Origin of the sequence: Paenibacillus radicis (ex Xue et al. 2023) (assembly GCF_024722015.1) — a bacterium.
GTDB lineage: Bacteria > Bacillota > Bacilli > Paenibacillales > NBRC-103111 > Paenibacillus_S.
Genome location: NZ_JANQBD010000050.1, coordinates 14,062 through 37,978 on the forward strand (window position 1 = coordinate 14,062; position 23,917 = coordinate 37,978).

Genomic DNA, 23,917 nt, shown 5'->3' on the forward strand with positions numbered 1-23,917 from the left:
AAGTGAACAGCTTTGCGGCACACAACTCAAGAAGAACGGATACAAAAAGAAGCAAGATTGATGAAAGAAGGACGAAAGCGTTATGTGGTAGAGCTTCGCAAACAGTTGGACAGGCTTCGAGAGCTGTTTGCTGCTACAGACGAGAACATTACTTTCGATACAGCTCTCCAGATTTACCGGCTGGTACATACTTTAAAAGGCAGCGCGCCGATGTTCGGATTTGTACGGATCGGAGATATTGCAGAAAAGCTTGTTCAGCAATGGGAATGGGCGCAGGGGCAAGAGACGCTATCCAGCACCGATACGTCCGTAATAGTTGGGTTTCAATCAACTGTTTCGGAAGGAGCTGTATGGTTGCAGCAGCTTGTGATGGAATTGGATGTTTACTCCCAGGAATTGGATTTGGATGATAAACAGGACCAGAAACTATTGCAAGGCTCTGCCGTTGCTCATGGCAGCCGTCTCCTGGTAATAGATGATGATGAGGTACTTCGCTCTTACCTTGTCCGTCGTCTTACTCTGGAAGGTTATATTGTAGATGATGCAAGAGATGTAGCTGGCGCCCAAAGGCTGCTGCGAGAATTCACTTATGATCTCATTACTATAGATTTGATGATGCATCCACAATCAGGCTATGAACTGTTCGAATTTGTGAAAGAGGATCCTACCTTAAAATGGGTGCCGCTTGTGGTGCTTTCCGGACGCAGCGATATCAATGATAAGGTTCGTTGTTTTTATTTGGGTGCGGATGATTATATAACCAAGCCCTTCCAGTATGAAGAATTAAGCGCACGAATATATGGCCTGTTAAAACGGACGAAAAATTTTGAGCAAATGGCATTTCGCGATCCGTTGACCGGTGCCTATAACCGACGCTACTTCGATCATCAAATTTTGGCTGAGCTGCAGCGTATTCAACGTTATCCATCGCCCATTTCGTTAGCGTTTATCGATATTGACCGGTTTAAATCAATCAATGATACGCATGGGCATCATATCGGAGATATTGTGCTTCAGGGATTAGCGCATTTGCTTCAAAATCATTTGCGGGAAACCGATTTACTCGCGCGTTTCGGCGGTGAAGAGTTTGTTATTGTGCTTCCAGGAGTGACGGGAGTGGATGCGAGAAAAGTAATGGAAACTATGCTGCAGCATACCCATGCAGGTCCAGTTGCCCAATATGAAGGCCAAGCCTTCCACATTACCTTCTCGGCCGGAGTTTGCGAATGGTCCGAAGGCATGTCGGTAGCTGAGTGGATTAGACGAGCCGATGATGCTATGTACTCCGCTAAGCAAAGCGGGAGAGATCGTGTTCTATTGTACGCGGATGATATGTCGGCCGCGCTTACTGAAGCTTCGGCTGGGGTGGAGACACGCAAGAAGACAGTACTGATAGCTGATGATGACCGAATCCTGCGTTCGATTCTAGTTTCCAAGCTGCAGCATCTCCCGGTTCAATTCATTGAGGCGGTTGACGGGGAAGAAGCCTACACCATTATTAAAGCGCAGCCCGTGGATTTATGTATATTAGACGGCGTAATGCCAAGGCTGGACGGATTTGGAATGTTGAATCGATTAAAGCAGGAAGAAGCAATGCCGGAAGAGCTTCAAATTCTGATGCTTTCGGGTCGCAGCCGTGATGAAGATATGTCCAGAGGCCAGCAGCTAGGTGTTAATGCTTATATGCATAAGCCGTTTTCAATGGTTGAACTGGAATTCAAGGTGAAGCAAATGCTGGAGCTTACATAACTTTGCTTATGCTTTTTAGAAGAGAAGCATCCATGCATTTATCAGCACATATAAAAAGAGCACTTCGTACCATTTAATGGTCCCGAGATGCTCTTTTTTCATGTATTATTTTCTATGCAATCGGATTAATTTATAGTTCAACCATACTGGCCGCAATGTCTTGTAATTGCTCTTTACTTAAAGTATGGTCTTCGGAAAAAATAGAAATATAAGTATCGCCACGTTTGAACACCAGCATATCCGTATCACTAGGTTTAATCCATTTTGCAGAAACGTTGTTGGACAATGCTACATCCGTTCCTTCATATAAGGAGGAGTAATCTCGTGGACTCTCCATGATAATCATATGATTAAATATATGGCGGACGGAGTCTTCGGAGCTTCCAGTCTGTTTGTATTTGTCTCCAGCAACTATTTTTGTCGGGATATATGCTTTAAAGCCGCTGAGATTTTGGAACTGCTGCGCGATTAAGCTTTTTTGTGATGCTGTAAAGGTAATGGCTGTCAAGGGTGAGGTTTCATTAACACCGTCTACTCTTTTGCCTAAAATGACCGTATTCGTGTCGGCATCATAGTCAATAGGTGCGTTGAAGGCTGGTGATATGGCACGAAGCGGGACATAAGTCGATCCGTTATAAGTTATGGGCAGTACTTTCTGGCCGGTTTCATCCAGGGGGTACCAGTCAGCGCCGTTTAATTGAAAGGTAATGTCTCCGTTTAAATAAGCTTTGATTTCTTGCAGGTTGCTTCCCGCATAGACTCCTACGGAGCCTGCAAGCAACATTGCTATCGATAATACCCCTACATACAGTTTATGTCTTTTCATAATTCTCAGGACTCCTCTGTTTGTGGACTTTTTCAATCTATCTTTTTTTCATTTCAAAAAATTCGCAAAGTGTCCTCTGATGATAGGAGATTTCACTCACTCCGGATTGAGTAACAATAAGACTATCGTCAAATCGGATAATGATTCCACCTGAGTCTACGACATGGTCGTCTTGAAAAACACGAATAGCGCGTTGTCTCTCCAGTGCCTCTTGAAAATCTTGATCGGTTATAAGTCGACGGTTTTGAGCCATTTTGGGTATCCCCTCAAATAAATGTGCGTACTTTAGAAGACTATTCTATCATAAATAGTGTTTGCATGAAACAAAAGAAGCCCCCTACGCACAAACGTAGGGGCTATACCAGCCAGAGCTATTAATCTTGAAAAGTATCGCTGCGCTGAAAGAGCATCAACGGCATTTTGAAAACAAAAGCAACGACAATGACGATGCCAATAATCATGCCTATCAAGACGAGTACGCTGCTTATGGATAAGCCGCCGATACCTGTAATGACATTGGCGATGTTGCAACCAGGGGCGATGCGGGAGGAGATTCCCATCAACAAGCCGCCGCCTATAGCAAAGGGCATCCGCGAAGCACGCGGGATACGTAATTTAAAGCTGCCGCTTAAGAGAGAAGCTGCGAAGGATCCGATTACGAGAAATACAACAAGCGTTTCCTCAGGACCAAGCCCAATTCTCGGGAATTCGGCGAACAAAGCATTAAGATACGTATTGTTAAATACAAAGTCATCGCCCAGGAGCTGTGCCAGAGCAACGGCACCAATTCTCGTCTCTGGACCTGTAATGCTTACATTGGACATAAGAGCGAATTGAATGGTTGCAACAACGCCTATCAGAAAGGCAACTAGTCTGATATCCCAGTGGGACTGCTTCAGCGGGCTGCCTTCCCAATCGGTCAATGCCGATTTGATTCCACTTAGCAGACCGGAAATACCGAAACGATAAATGACGATAGCCAGCATCAGAATCACAATTGCAGCAGGAAGTACATAATAGGGCAGCGGCCATGCAAACAGAGTGTAGCCGTTTTCTGCAATAGTAAGAGGTTTTAGTGCATCTCGACCCCATGGATCATATAGAAGAGCGAACAATAAATTGCCGGCAATTGCAAAGAATAGAACAATCCAAAATTGAACATAACCCATGCCGCAGCGATAAAGTGTTCCCGAGCCGCATCCGCCGGCAATTGTCATGCCGATTCCGAATAAAATACCGCCGAGCAGATTAGCACCGCCCAAGGGTACTGTCCATATATCGGATACGCTTTTAATTCCAAGCGTCAGCATCAAACCCCAGCCCAGCAGAGCTGTTGCGATCAGAACGAGCACACCATTCAAGATGCGCGTATCTTTTACGCTGATCCAGTCGCGAATCGAGGCGACAAAGCAGAAGTCTGCTTTTTGCAATAGAAATCCGTACAGAAACCCGAAGATGGCGGCCAATAAAAATACATCCCAAGTATAAGCCATCGATGTCAACATCCTAACCTTTTAAAATAAACTAAGCCTTTTTGATGAAAATGTGGTAGTTTCCGCCTTTTTTGGCGACACCGAGAAATTCCCCGTATTTGTTCATTTTAACAGCAGCCGGAATTGTTTTGGTGGCAATGGAATGATCTGTAATTTCAACGACGATTTCTCCTGATTTGGCGCGTTTCAATCCAGCAAGTGCAAGATTCAACGTATGAGGGCAAACTTCGCCGATTGCATCGACTATATGATCCGGTTTTAATTCAAGTAATTGCTGTTCATTTAAGCTCATCTGTTGTTCTTCCTTTCTAGTTGTTCAGGATTTAAACTTTCTATTACAAGGTCGGAGGGACCGACCGCAATGTCATGTCCCTGCTGCTGCCAATCAAGCATCCCGCCCAGATGGTTGTGGACACGCTCAAAGCCATTAGTACTGAAATATTTGGCAACCTCGAAGCTGCGGCGGCCGCTGCGGCATACAAAGACATATTCCTTGTTCTTATCCAAACGATCAATAACATCAATAATATCGCCCATGGGGATTAGAGGAAGCTCGGAAATATGAGCAGCCTCATATTCCTCCGGCTCCCGGACATCAATAACAATCACCGGATTGTCAGTTTGGTCTAAAATATTTTTGAGCTCATGAGAGTCCAAATGTGAAATGCCTTCAATAATTTGAGCCATGGAGTTTTCTCCTCTCTATTTCACAACCGTGGTGTCATCCGCATTGCCCCACTCTGCAAATGCGCCCTCATAAGGACGAACATCGGAGTAGCCTAGCAGGCGAAGGGTGAAGTAAGTGTGTGCCCCACGGATATTGGTTTGGCAATAAGGAACGATAGTTTTGCTTTTATCGACACCAGTTTGATCGAATGCTTTGCTTAATTCCTGATAGTTTTTGAATCTTGGCACACCGTCGGAAGAGTTGGCATCTATTGCGTCACTCCACTCTCTGTTGACCGCTTTATCGATATGCCCGCCTTTTTTATTTCCGCGCAGGTCTTCACCGCTGTATTCCTTGGCTGAACGAACATCCAGCAGCACACATTGCTGCAAATTCAGTGCTTTAAGTTGCTCCTTGGTCGTAACTAGCTTATCATTGGGAACAGCTGCAAAATTTCCTTTAACAGGGGCTGGAGGCGTATCGGTGGATACTTCCTTCGCTGCGGCTGACCAGGCTGCATAGCCGCCATTTAATACTTTAACATGATCCTTGAGTCCATAATATTCAAGCGCATAAAAGACGCGGCTTGCGTTCAAGGAGTTGCCTTCATCATATAGCAGCACCGTTGTGTCACTGTTAACGCCAAGGCCTTGGAATAGTTCGGTGATTTTCTCTTTTGAAGCAATTGTGTTATTGGCCGAATCCTTTAATAGACCGGAGTTCAAAGCGTATGCACCGGGAATATGACCTTGTTCATAGCCTTTTGCACGGGTGTCGAATATTTTCACTTTCCCGTCCTTCAGATGCTCTTCGGTCCACTTGACATCAGCAAGCAGTGCTGCGTTAGGATATGGATCGGTGGCCTTGATGGCTGCAACAGCGGCTTCTGGTTTGGCGGCGTTAGAGGCCGGTGGTGTTGATGCCGGAGTGGCCGATTGTTTCTGACCGCATGCAGCGGTGACAAGCGTTAATGCAAGTAATGGAATGAGAATGAATGTTTTTTTCATATGATTTCCCCCAAGATGAAATGTTTTCTTGATTTCAAAGCTTTATACCCTGTATAATATCATTAATTCCGATTGATTTACAATGATTTATTTTGTGAACTTTTTAAAGTTGTGAGGAGAGCCTGCAAATGTTAGATGCCAAAAAAATAATAATTCTCGCCGTTTCCCTGTCTGTAGTTATGAGCGGCTGTGCGATGGAGACCAAGCAAGAGGCTGCTCAGCGTTTGCAGTCAAAAGCAGGGGCTGGCGGGGATAATACGAATAATTCGCAATCCACTGCCGGTAAATTAACGAGCGTTCAATTCTATGTGCCGAGTGAAAAAGAGAACAAGCTTTCCGTGATTGATGTGGTATCGAGCAAGGTGGTTGGCAGTATTCCACTTGCCGAGGCGCCATCGACAATCGTGTTTTCTACAACGATGCGTGAAGCCTATGCTGCGAATATGATGAGCAGCACCATTTCTTTTATCAATACACAAACTCTAAAGGTTGAGAAGGAAGTGCCGGTTGGTCCGATGCCCCATGGTATGGTCCTGTCACCCGATAACAAAATGCTGTATGTCGCTGCTGTTGCCGACCAATTTGTTTACCTTGTGGATACGAAGGAGGGCAAGGAGGCTGGAACCATTGATTTAGGTCAAGGTGCCAAAACCAATTACCTCGTATTATTTGGAGATAAGCTGTACGTGAGCGACCATGAGAATCATAAAGTATATGTCGTGAATGTAAAAAGCAAACAAGTCATAATGACCATTCCGACTGGAAAAATACCGCGTGCCATCAGGCTCAGTGATGATGGGAAGAAATTATATGTCCCGACCGCCGGAGATAATGCGTTGGAGGTATACAATACCGCTGACGGGAAGCTGTTGAGTAAAATCAATGTGGCACAGGGAGCTACTGATGTTGCCGTTTCTGAAGATGGACTAACCGCAATTGTAACAAGCATGGAAGGCAATGCTGTCAGCTTTGTTGATCTAACCAATGGTAAAACACTCAAGACGATTAACGGCTTGGCCGGTGCGAGGCATATTTCATATAACCGCCAACAGACCAAAGCTTATGTGACGCTAAGCGGTTCCGATGAGGTGATTGTAATCGATACCGTCAAACAAGAGATCGTCGAGCATATTAAGGTTGGGGCGCAGCCGCATGGCATTCAGTTGAAGGCATTGCCGGGTATTGGAGGAAGCTGCTAGCTATGAAGCGTAATTGGATCATCATGGGAGTGTTAGTTGTGCTCGCCGGTTTGGCCGTTTTTCAGACGATTTCAATACGCCAGGAAAGGGCCGCCAGGCCAGCAGGTGTGGGTCCACAGCCAGGGCTTGCGGCTCCATTGCTTGAATTGCCTGCTTTGGACGGTCAAACCTACAAAGTAGGGGGAGAGCGCGAAAAGCCCCTGCTTTTGAACTTCTGGGCATCGTGGTGCGTCCCCTGCCGGGAGGAAGCTCCGGATTTAAAGCGGCTGTACGATCAATACAGCGATCGCTTCGACATTTATGCGGTTAATGTAACGTCGCAGGATGAATTGGCGGATGCGAGGAAGATGGTTAAGGAGTTTGATTTCAAGTTTCCAGTGCTCCTGGACTATCAGGGACGAAGCCAGGATTTGTATCAGTACAGAGCGATTCCGACCAGCTTTCTAATTGACAAGAAAGGGAACGTCACAGAGATCATAAATGTTGTGGAGCCAAAGCACTTGGAGGAGAGAATTCTTGAGCTTAGCAAGTGACCAAGTACTACGAGAAGCAAGGGATCGATAAAGTCGGTCTCTTTTTTTGTTAACTTACTAGTGGAACGTCAATTCACTATTATCCTGTATCCGAACTAAATTCATCAAGTCACGGAACTACGATACGCTATTCCCTATTTAATAAGCTGAAAATGCCGTATTTTAAGCAAATAAGTGATCCTAGTTCCGTTTGACTTGAAAAATAACGTTTACACAATGAAATAGCGCACCTCTCTTCCCCTAAGCGAGTGATCTGCCGCTTAATGAGGATTACGCACAAATGTACGAGTTTGTTCTTATACGCAGAACAGAAAAAGAGGCTGTCCCAAAAGGGTATCAATGAATGAATCAGTTCCAAATTATGAACAAATGCGCCTCCAAAACCACCATGTAAGCGGAAATGGAAGCGTCTTTTTCGTAGGGAAATTCCCCTCAGAGTGAGGGTTTGAAAATCCATAAATGAGTTCGGCCGCTTTTTGGATGTTGCTTAAGTGATGGGGCGAGAAGCGATGTTCAAAGGCTGCTTTCAGTCTAGAGGAGACCAGGATTTGTCGGGCCGCTGCGGAAAGAAAAGAAATAGATGGAAATTGTAACGCTAATCCAGCGTGGATATCGCCTGAAATCAATCTAACTGGAAAAACTAACTCTAAATAGAGATGAAATGGTGGATATCAGCCAAAATACGTAGAATTAGCCTGAGAAATTCCAGCTATAAGGCTTGGAACGCTATTTTCGGAGTAACTAACTTGATATTTTCCTGATAATTGCACGGAGTGCGCCAGACTGCCATGCAATGCCGTAACCGAACCATGAGCCACGAACCCGATACCCGCGATGAGCACGCGCTGGAAAGCGACCTCATCTTATTCATCACTAAGAATACACAAGAATATGCAAAAAAGCCTTCAACTATTAAAGTGGAATTGAGGGCTCTTTTGCAACCATCTATTCAGGATAAAAGGGTGGAGGGGTTGTCTCAAAATGACTTTTGGGACAGCCCCTTTTTTACGTATATTATGGCTTAAAGAACTATAGATCGTCCCAGTTTAAGCTGGAGGATTTGCTGTAGTTCGTTACTTTTTGTTCGAAAAAGTCGGTTTTCATACTATTCATGTTGCTGAAGCTTTCAACCCATTTCATTGGGTGATCTTCAATCTCTGGGTACAGGATGTCAAGACCAAGCTTACGCATACGCTCATTGGACAAGTATTTAATGTATTGCTCGATAATCTCATTGCTAAGACCATTGATCTGATTGTCCGTAATATATTGACCCCACTCTACTTCATGCTCAACAGCGGTTCTCATCATATTACGCAGATCTTCAACGAGCTCCTCGGTGAACAGCTCCGGATTTTCTTTGCGAATTTCGCGGAAAATATTTTGGAATAAAGCTAAATGGGTCAGCTCATCCCGCTGAATATATTTTATTTCCGATACCGTTCCAAGCATTTTGCCTTGGCGTCCAAGCGCATAGAAGAAGCTGAAACCGCTGTAGAAGTAGATGCCTTCCAATATGTAATTGGCCATAATCGCTTTTAATAAATTTTGCGTTGTCGGCTCTTCGATAAAGCTTTCATACAAGTCGGTTATAAACCGGTTGCGGCGCAGCAAGTGCTTGTCTTCTCGCCATTGATTATATATTTCATCACGAACTTCGGCAGAGCATACACTGTCCAAAATATAAGAATAGCTTTGGCTGTGGACGGCTTCCTGGAAGGTTTGTACGGTTAAGCAAAGATTAACCTCTGGAGCTGTAATATATTCGTTAATGTTCGGCAGATTGGAGGTCTGCAGAGAATCGAGAAAAATCAGAAAGCTGATAATCTTATCATAGCTTTGACGTTCATGCGGCGAAAGAAACTTATAATCCTTAGCATCTTGAGCCAAAGGGATTTCCTCAGGAATCCAGAAGTTGTTCATCATCGTCCGGTACATCTTTGTGGCCCAGTCATATTTGACGTTGTTCAGCTCGATCAGGTTTGTTGTGTTTCCACCAATCATGCGGCGTTTTCCCCAGTCACGGTCACCGTGTTCGTTAAAAAGCTTTTTCTTGTTTAAGTCCATGGGACTACCCCCTAAATCCCCCTGCAAGGGGGACCCCATGGGGCGCTGCCCCCTGGACCCCCGTTGTTTGGGAGTTACTTTTTGTTGTTCGGATCGCGTCTGTAGGAGGATGACTATGGCTGGCGCCAAGTCTTCCTCCTACACGCTTAACGTTTGGTGCATAGGTTTATGAGCTTATTGGGTGGAAGGGTCCGCTTACGTACTTACCGACAATTTGCACAAGGCAAATTGTCGGTAAGTACACGCTCTATTTCTAAACATTCTTCTAAAGATGCAAACCTCAAACCTCAAACATTAAACATGAGCAGTTCGCTTCGCTGCTGCTTTGGCGGCTAATATAACGCCGCCGGAAGGACTACAACTACCAACTCCAGTCCCTCTAAACCATACCTCTTCTGGATCAAACTTGAACAAAATTAGTATGCCATTAAGCGGAGCAGCTTACACAATCTTCTATCTCAAGGCTTTTATTACGAACGTAGTAAACGGTTTTCAAGCCGTTTTCCCAAGCGGCCATATACAGCTCAAGGAATTCCTTGGCGGACAGCTCTGGCGTGATGTATAAGTTGAATGATTGAGCCTGGTCGATATGGCGCTGGCGAGCACCGGCAGCCTTAATGCTCCAAAGCTGATCAATACGATGAGCTTCCTTGTAGTACCACATGGTATCCGCGTTAAGATTCGGAGCTGTTTGTGGAATCACGGCATTTTTCTTCTCTTCTACGAAAAACTTGTTGAAGATAGGATCGATACCGGCAGTCGAACCAGCGATCAATGAAGTGGATGCAGTAGGGGCGATAGCGAACAACCAGCCGTTACGCACACCGTGCTTAGCAACCTGCTCCTTGAGCTCGAGCCATTCCGGGCTATCATAGCCGCGCGCTTCGAAATAAGCGCCTGTTTGCCATTCACTGCCTTCGAACACTCGGAAGGCGCCTTTTTCTTTGGCGATTTCCATGGAGGCTTTGATCGCATAATAGTTCATCCATTCATACACTTCATCCGCTTTGGCAATGTGATCGTCGGTTTCCCACAAAATTTTAAGCTGTGCAAGCATTTGATGATAACCGCTGGAACCGAGTCCGACTGCACGGTATTTTTTATTAGTAATTTCGGCTTGCGGGATTGGATAATAATTGAGATCGATAACGTTATCCATCATCCGGATTTGTGTGGTAACAACCCGTTCAATGTCTTCTTTGGTATAAACACGCCCAAGATTCGTTGAGGACAGGTTGCAGACAACAAAGTCACCGCTCTTCACTTGGTTCGTTATAATGCCGTCTTCATGGTTGGATTCAACAAGCTCGGTTGCGCTCATATTCTGGCAAATTTCTGTGCACAGGTTGGAGCAATAAATCATTCCGGCATGTTTGTTCGGGTTTGCACGGTTCACGGTATCGCGGAAGAACAGGAACGGTGTGCCCGTTTCGAACGAGCTTGTCATGATCCGCTTCATAATATCGATAGCCGGAATTTCATCCTTGGAAATCTTATCGTCATTCACGCAATCCCAGTAACGGCTTTCCCATTCTTCACCCCAGCTGTCCTCAATGGAATAGCCTTTGACCTTACGAACCTCATGCGGATCGAACAGGTACCAGGTGCCTCTTTCTTGAGCCGTCTTCATGAACAGATCGGGGATGCACACGCCAGGGAAGATGTCATGCGCCTTCATGCGATCGTCACCGTTGTTTGTTTTGAGATTCAAGAAATCAAGAATATCCTTGTGCCATACATCCAGATAAACAGCTACTGCACCGGAGCGGACTCCCAATTGGTCAACCGCAATAGCGGTATTATTGTAGTTTTTGATCCAAGGCACAACGCCACCGGCTACGCCTTTGTAACCACGAATGTTGGAGCCGCGGCTGCGTACTTTACCAACGTAAATTCCCATGCCGCCTCCATGCTTGGATACTTGCGCGAAGCTTTGGTCTACATTATAAATGCCCCATAGATTATCAGGTACAGTATCGATGAAGCAGCTGGACAATTGATGCAGCGGCTTGCGGGCATTGGCAAGTGTAGGTGTTGCTACTGTCATCTCAAGCTTGCTGAGGACATCATAGAATTGCTTGGCCCATTTCAGCTTATCCGCTTCTTTCATAGCCAGATGCATAGCAACGCCCATAAATAGCTCTTGCGGAAGCTCCAGCACTTCTTTATCAACGCCGCGGATTAAATAACGATCCGATAAGGTTTTGAGGCCGATATAATTCAACAGGTAATCGCGCTCGGGCTTGATATAGGCTCCAAGCTCCTGTATTTCTTCACGGGAGTAATGCTCCAGAATGTACTTGCCGTATAATCCCATATCGGTTAAATACGTAACGAGGGAATACAAGTCCCCATAACCGAAGTGGCCGTATTTACGGTTTGTACGGGCTTCTTTATATAAATCGTAGGCGAGCAGCTTAGCGGCAACGTATTGCCAAGTAGGCTGTTCCACGCTGGTTTTTTCAACAGCAACCTGGATTAATAGACGTTGAATTTCTTTTGTGGTAATGCCATTGCGGAACAACGGAAGCAGAGCGGTTTCCAGCTCAAGCGGATCGCACTCAGGATAAGCTTCACTAGCAAAGTCAATTACCTTTTTCATTTTCGAAAATACGAGTTCTTCCTTAGTACCGTCTCTTTTAACAATAATCATCCTACTACCTACTCCTTTTCGAGCAAAGATGGGATAAACAAAATCTAGTTCCGCATAAAATGAAAAAGCATGCCGCCCCTGTCCTTGCAGGCACATGCCAATAACCATGATGGTTTGCAGCCATGCGGAGTTTGATACCTGTTTTCTCGGGTTGAACTAAACATTAATGCGAACACAAGGACATGCTGACCTGTCGTATGTAACACACAATATGCAGATAGCGTCTATTAGTAAATAGGGAGTTTCTGACTTGGAAGTAAAGTGCGATTTGTTACATCATATCCTCAATATCGGTTGTGAGGCCGCACGGGGCTTGTGTTGATCACCCTATTAAACTACTAATGACAAAATTTGTCGTGAGGAATGTGTGATTCCACAATATCTAGTTGCCGATAAAGCCGTAAGAAGAATTTACCTCAATATATGGTGCCTGTCAATCTATTAATTTTCGACAGAAAAGAGTTATGGAAGCGGTTCCAAAACGTCAAAAATGAAGCATTCACGAAGTAATACAGGGTTTTTGAATAAAAACGAGAGATGACTATAAAAGTGACAAAATGACGCAGAAACAAAAAATAGGTGATTAGACCTACTGCCTTTAACTTGTCTTTTGAAGACAAATACACAGCTGCCGACAGGTGAGAAACAAAAGAAGGAATACATGCTGACAGGAGCGAATTAATTGTTTTCGTACGCTATTAATTTCCATTTATTCCAATAAAAAGCTTGGTTTGTTGTTGTACCCAGATAACCGGAAATGGGGTGAGCATCTATGCTTCGCCGTCCGCTGCCGATATTTGTCCAGCTGTTGGCCGGTATGTTCGTTATAGCCGTGTTGGTGATAGCTCTTACTAACATATTTAACTACCGTCTCGCCTCTCAAATGCTATTAAACCGGTCTGCAGGGTATACCCAGGAATCGGTGGAACAGCTTTCAGCCAAAATCGATGTATTGCTTCGACAGTACGATCAATTTTCACAAATGATGGCGTTTGATGAAAGGGTGCAAAAAACATTAACCGGGACATCCGGCATTCCTGATGCTACAGATACAATCGGACTTAACAGGTACATGGCGGAGAAAGTGCGTTATATTGCAAATGATATGCTGATTCATTTGTTTGGGCTTAACGGAGTTGCCTACGCTTCGAATGAATCACTGCAATTGTTTTGGCGCAACTACGATGAACTGGGGTCTGTTACCTGGTTTGGCAAAATTGACCGATTGGATGGCCGTATGCTCTGGGTTTACGGACCCGCTTGGCGGGACGGGGAAATTCCGGCGATCATCGGGGCTAGAAAATTGAAGGATCAGCGTGATTTGAAAGTGATAGGCGATCAATTCGTTGTTTTTCCGGTTGAAAAAATCAACAGGATTATCGGAGAAACGGGACAGCGTATCGAACGGAAAGTTCAAGTGATGGATTCCTCTGGCAATATCGTTTATTCAACCGAGCACCGCGAGATTGGGACAGCGGCCGATCAAGGGTTGTTTGCGAAGTTTGGGGGCAATGCGCAGCCGTTCTTCGAATGGACAACACGGGAAGAACGTGAGCGAATGTATGTGACTTATGCCACATCCTCTTACAGCGGCTGGACGACTATAGCTTACTTCAAGCGGGAGGCTGTATACGGTGACGCTGCGCAAATCTGGATCAATGCCCTGCTGACGATTGCGGTTGGCATTGTGATAGCGCTTATACTAGTAGCTTATTTTACGTGGAGCTTGACTAAGCCTATCCGACATTTGGCAGGCGGAATGAACCGCATAGGCCTTGAACGTATTCTCCCTATAAAAAAGCGTTTTGCCAGCCGTGAAATTTCATTTCTGTATGATAACTATAACCGGATGGTGAATCAGCTAGAAGAGGTTATAGAACGTTTATCCGAACAGCAAATAAGTGAGCAGCGTGCGCAGCTTGTAGCATTGAAGGCGCAATTCCGTCCTCATTTCTTGTACAATTCACTGAATCTGATTTATTGGACGATCGAAGATAAGCGCTATGATGCAGCGCAGGAAATGACTCTTGCGCTAAGCGATCTGCTTCGTTACAGCGTTCACCCGTCCTCGGAGCTGGTGACACTTCGAGAGGACCTGGCCCAACTGGAACGCTATCTGTTGCTCCAGCGTTCGCGGTATGGGGAGAAATTCAGCGTGGATATGGAGATCGAGCCAGGAATAGAGGATCAGCAGGTGATCCGCCTTGTGCTGCAGCCACTTGTTGAGAATGCGTTCCACCATGGGCTGGAGAGGAAGGCAGGCGGTCATTGGTACATCCGAGTCCATTTATACAGCAGTAACAACATGCTGTATTGCTCTGTAGAGGATAATGGTGAGGGTATGGATGAGCCTGCATGGAGAGCTCTGGAAGCACGGATTCATGCGGAGCATCTGCTGGAAGAAAAGGGCGGAGGTATTGGTCTTACGAATTTGCATAAGCAAATCCGGGCTTTCTTCGGTCTGCCCTATGGTCTGACTCTGTCGCAGAGTCCGGTTGGAGGCCTGCGTGTCGTATTGACATTACCGCTCCATGCGAGCGGACATGATTCGGTCAGAAATGAAGGTAAAGGAGGGGATGGTGCTGCGTAGCTTCCATAGCTTTGTTCCTGTCATGCTCTTGCTGGCGCTTCTTATGGCTTCAACCGGATGTACGCCGCAGCTTGCGCTTCCTAACATGAAGTCAGCGGCACCCGCAACAACGCTCCGCGTCTGGCTATGGCCGGGCAGTGGACTTGAAACATCCATTAAAGCCTACGTATTGAGCCATCATAACATCGATGTCGAAGTAACTATCGCTCAATTCGATGATATGGTGCCAAGCTTGAAAACCTCATTCGCAACCAGAAGCGATGCTCCTGACATTGTTTTGTTGGACGTTTCACAATTGAACCAGTTAAAACGGTTCCCGATGTATTTTTACAACATGTATGACTTTGGGGACGAGAGGATTCATTACCTGGAATGGAAGTGGCGTCAAGCGGAAAGCAAGGATGGTACATTTCTATACGGAATGCCTGCCGACATTGGCCCTGTAGCTTTGGCGTATCGTCACGATTTGTTTCAAGCCGCAGGCTTGCCTTATGAGCGGTCAGAGGTAAGCAGTGCGTTTGGCAGCTGGGATGATATTGAGAAGGCAGGGCTGCTGTTGAAAGAGAAAACCGGTGTGTTTTTATTCGATAATTTATTAAATGTTTATTCCACCTATATGAACCAGTTCGAGGATTCGCCATTTTCTGCACAGGTTTCGGGTCATATAGCGATGAATACACGCATGAAAGAAGCTTGGGACCGGGCCGTACGCTTTCATAAGCTTGGCTTGAATGCAGGATTGCCCTCCCAAACTCCGGTATGGGCAGAGGGAGCTATATCCGGGCAATTTGCCGCTGTATTGGCTCCGTCTTGGGTGCATGGAGCGATGAAGAAGAATGCGCCGGCAACAAGCGGCAAATGGGATCTGGCCCGTGCTCCAGGCCAGTCCTCCAATTGGCAAGGCAGCTTCCTGTCAGTCCCCAAGTCGAGCCGTTATCCGAAAGAGGCGTATGAGCTTGCATTATGGTTGACAGCGCCTCAACAGCAGTTGAGCAATTTTATGGCAAACGGTAATTTTCCGTCAACCCCCGAAACGTATGCGTCGGCAAGCTTTCTTGATGTCCGCGATCCTTTTTTCCATAATGCTCCAGTAGGGCAATTGTATTCATATTCAGCGCTTCGTTATAAGGCCGAGTATGAAGAAATGGACTTCAGCCGTATTGACCGCATAGTGAGAGACGGACTGCGCAGGGTAGAAGGGGAAGGTATGGATCCTGTTCGTGCTTGGACTTCAGTCCTCCAACAAATTCATGAGCAAGCAAAAGGAGAGTGAATCATGTTTTGTACACTTGTCGTGGATGATGAGCCGAATGTGCGGATGTCGGTTTGCAGGGTGCTTTCGATGATGGAGGGCGTCAGTACGGTATTCGAAGCTGAGGATGGCTTTGAAGCGATCAAGCTGTTGGAGCAGCATGAGATTCAATTAGTTATAACCGACATTCGTATGCCGGCTGTGGATGGGCTTCAGCTTGCAGCCCGTATTCGTGCGCAGTATCCGGAAACCGACGTGTATGTGCTAACTGGACATGCGGAGTTTGAATATGCACTGCTGGCTGTACAGCATCAAGTGACGGAATATTTGCTCAAGCCGCTTTCCAAGAAAAAGCTCGAGGAGATCCACGCCGCAGCTTACATGAAATACCGGCAGCGCCGGGAGGATCGGCAAGTAAAAGTAATTCGCAATCAAGCCCTGCTGGAGAAACGTATCCATGATTTGCTTCACGATGTACCGCTTCCAACCTTTGATGAGAATTTAATTCCTTCTTACGATAAAATAGTGCTCGTTTCCTTTTCCACGAAGGAGCTGCAATCGCTTGGTGAAGCCAGCGTACGGTATTTTATCCGCAGCTGCGCGTATGAGGCTTTCAGCAGGCTGGGATCGGCTGTAGTTTGTCTTGAGGACCGGCTTATTACGGTTGTCTTATTTACGGATAATTTTGATAAGGAAGCTTGGGATCGTCAGGTGAAGGAGACGGCCGTCTGGATTAGTGAAAAGCTGCGTCTTCCAGTTAAAAGCGGCTACGGCGGTTATGCAACGGAAATCAAAGATCTCAGCCTGATGTATATCCGCAGCATGATCAGCTTAGGTTTTACTGAATTGTCCAGACGAACGGAAACGGGAGAGGCTATTGCCCCGATTGTTCGGGCGCTGCTTGCCTACGTTCATAATGAATATGCCGGCGGGGCCCAGCTTGCTGATTTTTCTCAAACTTACCAAGTGAATGCCAACTATTTAAGCAATCTATTTCATCAGGAGACAGGATTGACTTATTCCCAATACTTAACACAATATCGCCTGACCCAAGCCAAGCGGCTGCTGCGGGAAACACATCTTAAAATGTACGAGATATGCGAGCTGTCAGGGTATAAGGATCCGGCATATTTCAGCCGCATGTTTAAAACGGTGGAAGGCATGTCGCCCAACGACTATCGGACAGCCTCGGTAAGTTCCTAACAATACTGCAAGAAATCTAAGAATGGTCACCTATACTCGTAAACAGACCGCATCCTATAATAAATGTAAGGGCTTTCTTAGAGGGCCGACTATTGAAAGGAGCGCTATCGATGAAAAGTCTGCTGAATGGAAAGTCATTTTTTCTGGTGTTGTTATCGCTTGTTTTGCTTCTAAGCGCATGCGGAATGGGTGGAGGGGATGCTGCCAAGTCGGCTGATGGGACTGCAAAAAGTAATGATGGCAAAAAGGTTCAATTACAAATGTGGTTTTGGCAAGGGGCTTCGTTTGAAAAAATTATTCCTGAATTCAACAAAACACATCCGAACATCGAGATTATTCCGCAAATTTATAAATGGGAAGATTCCCACAGCAAGCTGCTGACTGCGTTGTCGGCTGGATCGGGTGCTCCGGATATCGCCATGATCGATATTTCGCAGATTGACCAGTTTTTGAAATATCCCGATAAATTTTATGATTTGAACGAATTCGGTGCCAAAGGTCTTGCTAAAGATTACTTGGAATGGAAATGGAAGCAATCCATGGTTGGAGATAAGCAATTAGGTTTACCTACGGATATCGGACCGATGGTTTTGTACTACCGCCAGGATCTATTCCAGCAAGCAGGACTTCCTTTTGAACCGAATGATGTGGCAGCTAAAATTAAAAACTGGGATGATTTCCTTGCAGCCGGCAAGGTGCTTAAGGAGAAGACCGGTACTAATATTTTATCGAATCCGTATGAGCTGTACGGTGCAATCCGCGACCAGGGCAACGAGCTTTACTTTGACAAAGACGACAAGCTGATTATTGATACAAACGCTCAAGTAAAAAAGGCTTTGGAATATTATAAAAAAGCGCATCAAATGGGTATTGCCGGCTCTTTTGACCAAAAAAATGCGCTGCAGGAATATTCTGCTGCACTGAATTCCGGCAAAATCGGGACTTATATATCGGCGGCCTGGGGACGTGGCCATGTGGAAACTCGGGCTCCTGATACAAAAGGAAAATGGCGCGCCGCTAAAATACCGGAAGGCACAGGAAACATGGGAGGCTCTTTCTTAACCGTTCCGAAGCAAGGCAAATATGCGAAAGAAGCTTACACGGCAATCAGCTGGTTAATTTCACCTCAGCAGCAACTGGAAGTGTTCAAGCTGTCAGGCAACTTCCCTTCTGCTCCGTCCGTTTACGGAGACAAGGCAATTACAGAGCAGGGATATGAGTTCTGGGGTAACCAGAAGCTTGGTGTTCTGTTCTCGGAAGTTGCCAAGGAGGTTAAGGTACAACGGAAAGGACCGGATTATCAAACGGTTGAGACGATATTAAGCGACGGAATGCAGGCTGTTACAGTCGATAAGAGCAAGGACCCTGATAAAGAATTTGCAGCGCTTATCGAGAAAGCCAAGGCCAAGCTGAAAAATAAGTAACTGAGCGGCAAATGAATGCTGCTTAAGGGCAGGGTGAGGTGCAGGAACACCTGCAACGCTCACTCTGCTTTCTTTTTTACAATATCAGACTTTATAAATTTTCAGCAGAGCTGAACAAGTCTGATATTGCAAGAAAAGCTACAACTTAGTCACGAATGTATCTTCCTCGAAAGGGCTTCGATCAGAAGCTTTTCTTACACTAAGGAGGTGTGAATGATGAAGGCTTTAAAACAATACGCGGCTCCTTATCTGATGATATCGCCATTTTATTTGTTGTTTATTGTATTTGGCCTGTTTCCGATTTTGTTTTCGTTATATTTGGCCTTTCATGCCTGGGACGGCCTGGGGCAGATGGAGTTTGTAGGGCTGCGCAACTTCCGCAACCTGTTGACGGATGACCCGGATTTTTGGAACTCGGTAGGGAACACATTCATCATCTGGTTTCTGTCAACGCTGCCTCAATTGTTTTTGGCGCTTGTAGTTGCGTTCTTGTTAAACGCTTCGTTCATGAGGTTTAAAAATACGTTCCGCGCCATCTTTTTTCTGCCGAATATTACATCGATCGTCGCGGTTTCGATCATTTTCGGTTCATTTTTCGGTGCACAGTTTGGGTTGCTTAACGGTTTATTTTCCGCAATTGGACTGCCCACAATCGATTGGATCAACGATACGTTCTGGGTCAAGGTGGCCATATCGCTCATGGTGATTTGGCGATGGACAGGCTACAACGCCATTATTTATTTAGCGGGGCTGCAAAGTATATCGGGCGATCTGTACGAGGCTGCAACGATTGATGGAGCGAGCAGGCCGCAGCAATTTTTTTATATCACGTTGCCGCTGCTGCGCCCGATTATTTTGTTTACCGTTATTTTGTCAACGATTGGCGGCATGCAGCTGTTCACAGAGCCGGCCATACTGGTAGGTCTTTCGGGCGGTGCAACGAAGGGCGGACTTACCCTCGTGCTTTACTTGTATAATCAGGCATTTGGAAATCATTTGTTCGGCTATGCTTCGGCAATAGCGTGGATGTTATTCCTAATTATTGCCGTATTTTCATTCTTGAATTGGAAGTTTGTTTCCAGAGGGGAGGGGATCTGATGGCTTCTACAGCATCCAAAGCGTCAGCAGCCTTGAGAACTCCTTCTATAACTTCGAGGTTTTCCTTTCGGGTGGGAACCTTTTTCGTATACACGGGCATGTGCGCAGGCTCGCTGATCTCATTATTTCCGTTCTACTGGCTGTTTGTAATGTCTACGGCCACAACGTCAGATATGTTCCGATTTCCGCCACGCGTGGTGCCGAGTGACCAGTTGCTCATCAATATCGGTAAAGTGTTGAATAAAGTCGACTTTTTTCAATCCTTTTTCAATACATTGACTGTAGCGGGGCTGCATACGTTAATCGTACTCTTCTTTTGTTCGATGGCGGGCTTTGCGTTTGCGAAATTCCCTTTTCCGGCAAAGGGCCCGCTCTTTATGTTTTTGCTGCTCACGATGATGGTACCGCAGCAGTTGGGACTGATCCCGCAGTTCATCATCATGCAGAAGCTGGGCTGGATTAATGAGCTGAAGGCATTGATAATACCGGGAGCGGCAAGCGCGTTCGGCATATTTTGGATGAGGCAGTATTCTCAATCCGTCATCCATGACGAATTGATCAATGCCGGACGTATTGACGGCTGCAACACGTTCGACCTGTACTGGCGCATTGCGCTGCCGATTTTACGGCCTGCTCTGGCGACGCTTGGCATCATTACCTTTCTGGGCTCCTGGAACGATTACTTATGGCCGCTGGTTGTAATTTCGGTACAAAATAAATTCACCATTCAAATGCTGATCGCCTCGATGAACGGGGTGTACAGCACTGACTATTCGATGGTTATGGCTGCTACACTAATGGCGACGGTTCCTCTGGTTATTGTGTTTACTCTGTTCAGCAGGCAGTTTATATCCGGTCTGATGCAGGGCTCAGTCAAGGATTGATTAACAGGCTCCCCCAAAATGAGCACTTCTTATCACATTGCGTGATGGAAGGAGCTCTTTTTTTAATTTTATAAAAGCAGCACTCTTCGAAACTCTCATATTTCCAACGCCTTTTTTACATATATGTGAATAACTTGGATTGGTACTTCCTAATGTGCTACATTTAGGGCAAGAAGAAATGGTTAGCGGAAAAGGGGAGAGTTCAATGACCGAGAAGGAATCACTCGTCAGGTTCGGCATATCGATGCCGCAATCACTGATTGAGCAGTTCGATGCCTTAATTGTTGATCAAGGATATGACAATCGCTCCGAGGCGGTCAGGGATTTGGTGCGCAGAGCGCTGCTTGCACCGTCCCATATCGTATCCGAGCAATTAGCGGCAGGAACTATTGTAATGGTATACGATCATCATGTAAGCGATCTGCCTATTGTTCTGACGGAGCTGCAGCATGACTATCATTCTGAGATTAACTCCACTATGCATATCCATCTGAATCCTCATCAATGCTTGGAGGTTATTGTAGTAAGAGGCGTTGTAAGAAGACTGCGCGAGCTTCAACAGCGCATTCAGGTGCTCAAAGGGGTTAGCTATGCCGAGCTGTCAGTAACGCACGTGGATGGACAGGAGCAGGCTGCTGTTCATGATCATTCACATCATCATACACACACTCACAGTCACAATCATGACAAGTAGACCGGATCGAAAACGGAGGAGAACCGTATGAAAATTTATTTTACTTTGGCGGAAGCGAACGCATTGCTGCCTTTGGTGAAGCTGGAGCTGGAGAAACTGCAAGGCATCAAGAAGCAATACCGTGATAAATATGAAGAGCTTCACCAGCTGAAGGATTATCATCAGAAACAGGGGGGCTTACCGGAAGGCAGTGATCCTTATTTTACATTGGAATGTGAAATGGATTTTCTGCAGCTGGAAGGAAATACATTGCTTAGCAGCTTTGAGCTCAAAGGAGTTCAATTAAAGGATATCGATTCAGGACTGATAGATTTTCCGGCCTTGTTAAACGGTCAGGAGGTACTGCTTTGTTGGCGTCAAGGCGAGGAAAGTGTCGCTCATTATCACGGGCTTCATGATGGGTTCGCAGGAAGAAGGAAGCTAACTGAAGAATAGCCTGGAGACGATGGAGGAGGTTTATAGACATAATGGCTAGCGCAATAGCAATCATAGCATCGAAACAACAACGAAAGCTTTCATGGAACAGCTTATGCGTCTTTCTGCTGGTTGTACTTGTATTCTCGTTGTGTTTAGGGGGAATAGCACCGCAGCAAGCTTATGCCCATACGAGCCTGACGAATGCGGTCCCGGCTGCCAATGCCGAGCTGCAGCAAGCCCCCCCAAGCGTCGTTCTAAACTTTAATGAAAGGCTCGAGGAAGGTGTTTATTACATCAAGGTTTTTGACTCCAAGCAAAAGCCGGTTACTGCTAGCAAAGCCAAGCTCAACGCAAACCGAATGGTGTTGGAATTGGAGCTGCCCAAGCTGGAAACAGGCAATTACGTAGTCACTTATCATGTGATTTCTGCGGACGGTCATCCCGTTGAAGGAACCTATATATTTGCCGTAGGACAGAGCTTAAGTCAGCAGCCAGGCATGGTTCCTTCCAATATGGAGCATATGCATTCTCAAGGGTTATCCAAGGAAATGGGGATTTTGGACATCGTTAATTATTTGTCCCGCATTCTCTATTATGTGACAATGCTGCTGTTTACTGGCTGGGTGGTATGGCTGCGTTTTGGTCTAAGAAATATCGGGAATGTTCGTCCTGTGCTCGAAGGCTGGGCTGTACAGCTGCAGCGCGGTTACCTGATTGCTTTTCTGTTGTTCATGTTTACTCATATTTACGCAATGGTCGGAGACGGTGGCCCTGAAGCAATGGCCGCACTGTTTACATCAACGGGGATCGGGTACATATGGCTGAGCAGCCTTGTACTGTCATTGCTTGGTTTTATCGTTCTTTATCGCAATCCATGGATGGATATGTTATGGGTGGTTCTTTTATGGCTGTTTAAAAGCTTGAATGGCCATGCGGCTGCTTTTGCGCCTCAATCACAAACGATAATGCTTGATGTGGTCCACATGGCAGCAGCGGCTATATGGATGGGTGGTTTACTAATGCTGCTTGTGCTTTGGCGCCGCAGTAAAGAGGATGCGAAAGTATTTTTTCTGCGGTTTTCATCGGCTGCTCTGGCTTCAATGGCTCTACTGATCGTATCCGGTGTTTTTATAGTTCTGATTTTCCTGCCGGATATCGGTTATTTGGTAGAAACCCAATGGGGTAAAATGCTTTTGGTCAAAAGCGCCCTCGTGCTGCTTGTCATGTTAACCGGGCTGACTCTGCGTATCCTGTACCGTAAGCGCACCCTTGAGAAGGTTTCATACCTGCTTCGGATTGATGCGGTTTTAGCGCTTCTGATCGCTTGTATTGTCGGTATATTTACTTATCTGACACCGCTCCCGGCGAACGAGCCGCTGTATTGGCATGTGATGGGTGAGAAAATTCACATGACCACAGAAATTACACCGAATGTACCAGGAATCAATGACATTACAGTGAAGGTGTGGCTTCCGGAGAAGCTGGGTAAGCCCAAGCAGGTATTGCTCAAGCTGCGAAACGAGGGTACACCGGAAATTGCGCCCATAGAGGTTCCGCTTAGCTTTACTACGGAAGAAGAGAAAGCTTATGAAGAATCTTATAACATGAAAAAGCACATGTACAAAGCGCGCGGTGCCTATCTGCCGTATCCTGGCTATTGGGATATCGAGGTTCGTGTTATGGACAGCAATGATGACGAGACCGTCTATCAGAAGCAAATAAGGCTCTACTAACTACTAAGAAATGGTCGTTCTATACACGGCCCTAAAGGCTGACCACTATACTTACATGATTTAACGTCTTATGTCTGAGGGCTTTTTATACGGTTAGCGAGCGGTGAAGCTGCCAGGGGTTCTCGAGGAAATGAACGGAACTTAGAGTTCCTTTATTCAATCTCTCGCCTCCAATTTAAGGCAATAGCGGAAGTCGAGATTCCGTGAGCGACCGGGCAAGGTCGTGTAATTTAGCAGGTGGAACCCCTGCTTGGTAGAACGTGCAGCCGCGTTGCCAATAGCGAGTCTTGGGCTATCAGCAGTAATGTTGAGTGCTAAGCGTAGACAGTCAGGCAGTAGGCCTGAAAAGTGACGGAGCCCCGAAATTGACTAACATTGAGATAGGCCGACGGTATGCGGAATCTGGAAGGCAACATCTACACAGACGC

Annotated in this window: 20 protein-coding genes; 12 read left to right on the forward strand and 8 right to left on the reverse strand. The window is 46.0% G+C overall.

Annotation, left to right across the window (positions count from 1 at the left end; genetic code table 11):
• The first annotated feature begins 60 nt into the window (after positions 1-60).
• Positions 61-1,749 carry a diguanylate cyclase gene (locus NV381_RS36415; RefSeq protein WP_258218161.1) on the forward strand — a complete coding sequence of 563 codons (1,689 nt, stop codon included), beginning with the start codon at positions 61-63 and terminating at the stop codon, positions 1,747-1,749.
• A gap of 130 nt (positions 1,750-1,879) precedes the next feature.
• On the opposite strand, the gene NV381_RS36420 is transcribed toward NV381_RS36415, so the two are convergent.
• The 6 genes from NV381_RS36420 to NV381_RS36445 all read right to left on the reverse strand — a co-directional run bounded on the left by NV381_RS36420 (position 1,880) and on the right by NV381_RS36445 (position 5,742).
• Positions 1,880-2,575, reverse strand: a complete 696-nt coding sequence (locus NV381_RS36420) for a copper amine oxidase N-terminal domain-containing protein (protein WP_258218162.1) — start codon at positions 2,573-2,575, stop codon at positions 1,880-1,882.
• 37 nt (positions 2,576-2,612) lie between these two features.
• Entirely contained in the window at positions 2,613-2,828 is a 216-nt protein-coding gene (locus NV381_RS36425) for a hypothetical protein (protein WP_258218163.1), read from the reverse strand.
• Positions 2,829-2,949: 121 nt separating this feature from the next.
• Positions 2,950-4,068, reverse strand: coding sequence for a YeeE/YedE family protein (locus tag NV381_RS36430; RefSeq protein ID WP_258218164.1), 1,119 nt, complete (start codon positions 4,066-4,068; stop codon positions 2,950-2,952).
• A gap of 31 nt (positions 4,069-4,099) precedes the next feature.
• On the reverse strand, positions 4,100-4,360 hold the full coding sequence (locus tag NV381_RS36435) for a sulfurtransferase TusA family protein (RefSeq protein ID WP_171650010.1): 261 nt from the start codon (positions 4,358-4,360) through the stop codon (positions 4,100-4,102).
• Positions 4,357-4,755 (reverse strand): rhodanese-like domain-containing protein, encoded by a 399-nt coding sequence (locus NV381_RS36440; RefSeq protein WP_258218165.1) that lies wholly within the window; start codon positions 4,753-4,755, stop codon positions 4,357-4,359. Before NV381_RS36440 ends, NV381_RS36435 begins: the two co-directional genes overlap by 4 nt.
• Before the next feature lie 15 nt (positions 4,756-4,770).
• The gene (locus NV381_RS36445) at positions 4,771-5,742 is read right to left on the reverse strand and encodes a sulfurtransferase (protein WP_258218166.1); all 972 of its coding nucleotides are present in this window, start codon (positions 5,740-5,742) and stop codon (positions 4,771-4,773) included.
• Positions 5,743-5,870: 128 nt separating this feature from the next.
• Here NV381_RS36445 and NV381_RS36450 point away from each other — a divergent pair, with 128 nt between their 5' ends.
• Entirely contained in the window at positions 5,871-6,941 is a 1,071-nt protein-coding gene (locus NV381_RS36450) for a hypothetical protein (protein ID WP_258218167.1), read from the forward strand.
• Positions 6,942-6,943: 2 nt separating this feature from the next.
• The gene (locus NV381_RS36455; protein WP_258218168.1) at positions 6,944-7,474 is read left to right on the forward strand and encodes a TlpA family protein disulfide reductase; all 531 of its coding nucleotides are present in this window, start codon (positions 6,944-6,946) and stop codon (positions 7,472-7,474) included.
• Positions 7,475-8,503: 1,029 nt separating this feature from the next.
• On the opposite strand, the gene NV381_RS36460 is transcribed toward NV381_RS36455, so the two are convergent.
• Both NV381_RS36460 and NV381_RS36465 read right to left on the reverse strand, forming a co-directional pair.
• The gene (locus tag NV381_RS36460; RefSeq protein WP_258218169.1) at positions 8,504-9,541 is read right to left on the reverse strand and encodes a ribonucleotide-diphosphate reductase subunit beta; all 1,038 of its coding nucleotides are present in this window, start codon (positions 9,539-9,541) and stop codon (positions 8,504-8,506) included.
• Between the two features lie 427 nt (positions 9,542-9,968).
• The gene (locus tag NV381_RS36465) at positions 9,969-12,194 is read right to left on the reverse strand and encodes a ribonucleoside-diphosphate reductase subunit alpha (RefSeq protein WP_258218170.1); all 2,226 of its coding nucleotides are present in this window, start codon (positions 12,192-12,194) and stop codon (positions 9,969-9,971) included.
• Positions 12,195-12,966: 772 nt separating this feature from the next.
• Between NV381_RS36465 and NV381_RS36470 the strand changes: the two genes are divergently transcribed.
• The 9 genes from NV381_RS36470 to NV381_RS36510 all read left to right on the forward strand — a co-directional run bounded on the left by NV381_RS36470 (position 12,967) and on the right by NV381_RS36510 (position 23,489).
• Positions 12,967-14,784: a cache domain-containing sensor histidine kinase gene (locus tag NV381_RS36470; protein WP_258218171.1), complete on the forward strand. Its 1,818-nt coding sequence runs from the start codon at positions 12,967-12,969 to the stop codon at positions 14,782-14,784.
• A complete protein-coding gene (locus NV381_RS36475) occupies positions 14,771-16,057 on the forward strand; it encodes an ABC transporter substrate-binding protein (RefSeq protein WP_258218172.1) in 1,287 nt (428 codons plus the stop codon). Before NV381_RS36470 ends, NV381_RS36475 begins: the two co-directional genes overlap by 14 nt.
• Positions 16,058-16,060: 3 nt before the next feature.
• Positions 16,061-17,239 (forward strand): response regulator, encoded by a 1,179-nt coding sequence (locus NV381_RS36480; RefSeq protein ID WP_258218173.1) that lies wholly within the window; start codon positions 16,061-16,063, stop codon positions 17,237-17,239.
• Between the two features lie 110 nt (positions 17,240-17,349).
• Positions 17,350-18,663: an ABC transporter substrate-binding protein gene (locus tag NV381_RS36485; protein WP_258218174.1), complete on the forward strand. Its 1,314-nt coding sequence runs from the start codon at positions 17,350-17,352 to the stop codon at positions 18,661-18,663.
• 213 nt (positions 18,664-18,876) lie between these two features.
• Complete coding sequence (locus NV381_RS36490; RefSeq protein WP_258218175.1) at positions 18,877-19,761, forward strand: carbohydrate ABC transporter permease; 885 nt, start codon at positions 18,877-18,879, stop codon at positions 19,759-19,761.
• Between the two features lie 98 nt (positions 19,762-19,859).
• Entirely contained in the window at positions 19,860-20,645 is a 786-nt protein-coding gene (locus NV381_RS36495) for a carbohydrate ABC transporter permease (protein WP_258218179.1), read from the forward strand.
• A gap of 205 nt (positions 20,646-20,850) precedes the next feature.
• A complete protein-coding gene (gene nikR, locus NV381_RS36500; protein WP_258218176.1) occupies positions 20,851-21,339 on the forward strand; it encodes a nickel-responsive transcriptional regulator NikR in 489 nt (162 codons plus the stop codon).
• A gap of 27 nt (positions 21,340-21,366) precedes the next feature.
• Positions 21,367-21,774, forward strand: a complete 408-nt coding sequence (locus NV381_RS36505; RefSeq protein WP_258218177.1) for a DUF2203 domain-containing protein — start codon at positions 21,367-21,369, stop codon at positions 21,772-21,774.
• Between the two features lie 32 nt (positions 21,775-21,806).
• On the forward strand, positions 21,807-23,489 hold the full coding sequence (locus tag NV381_RS36510) for a copper resistance CopC/CopD family protein (protein WP_258218178.1): 1,683 nt from the start codon (positions 21,807-21,809) through the stop codon (positions 23,487-23,489).
• The last annotated feature ends 428 nt before the right edge of the window (positions 23,490-23,917 follow it).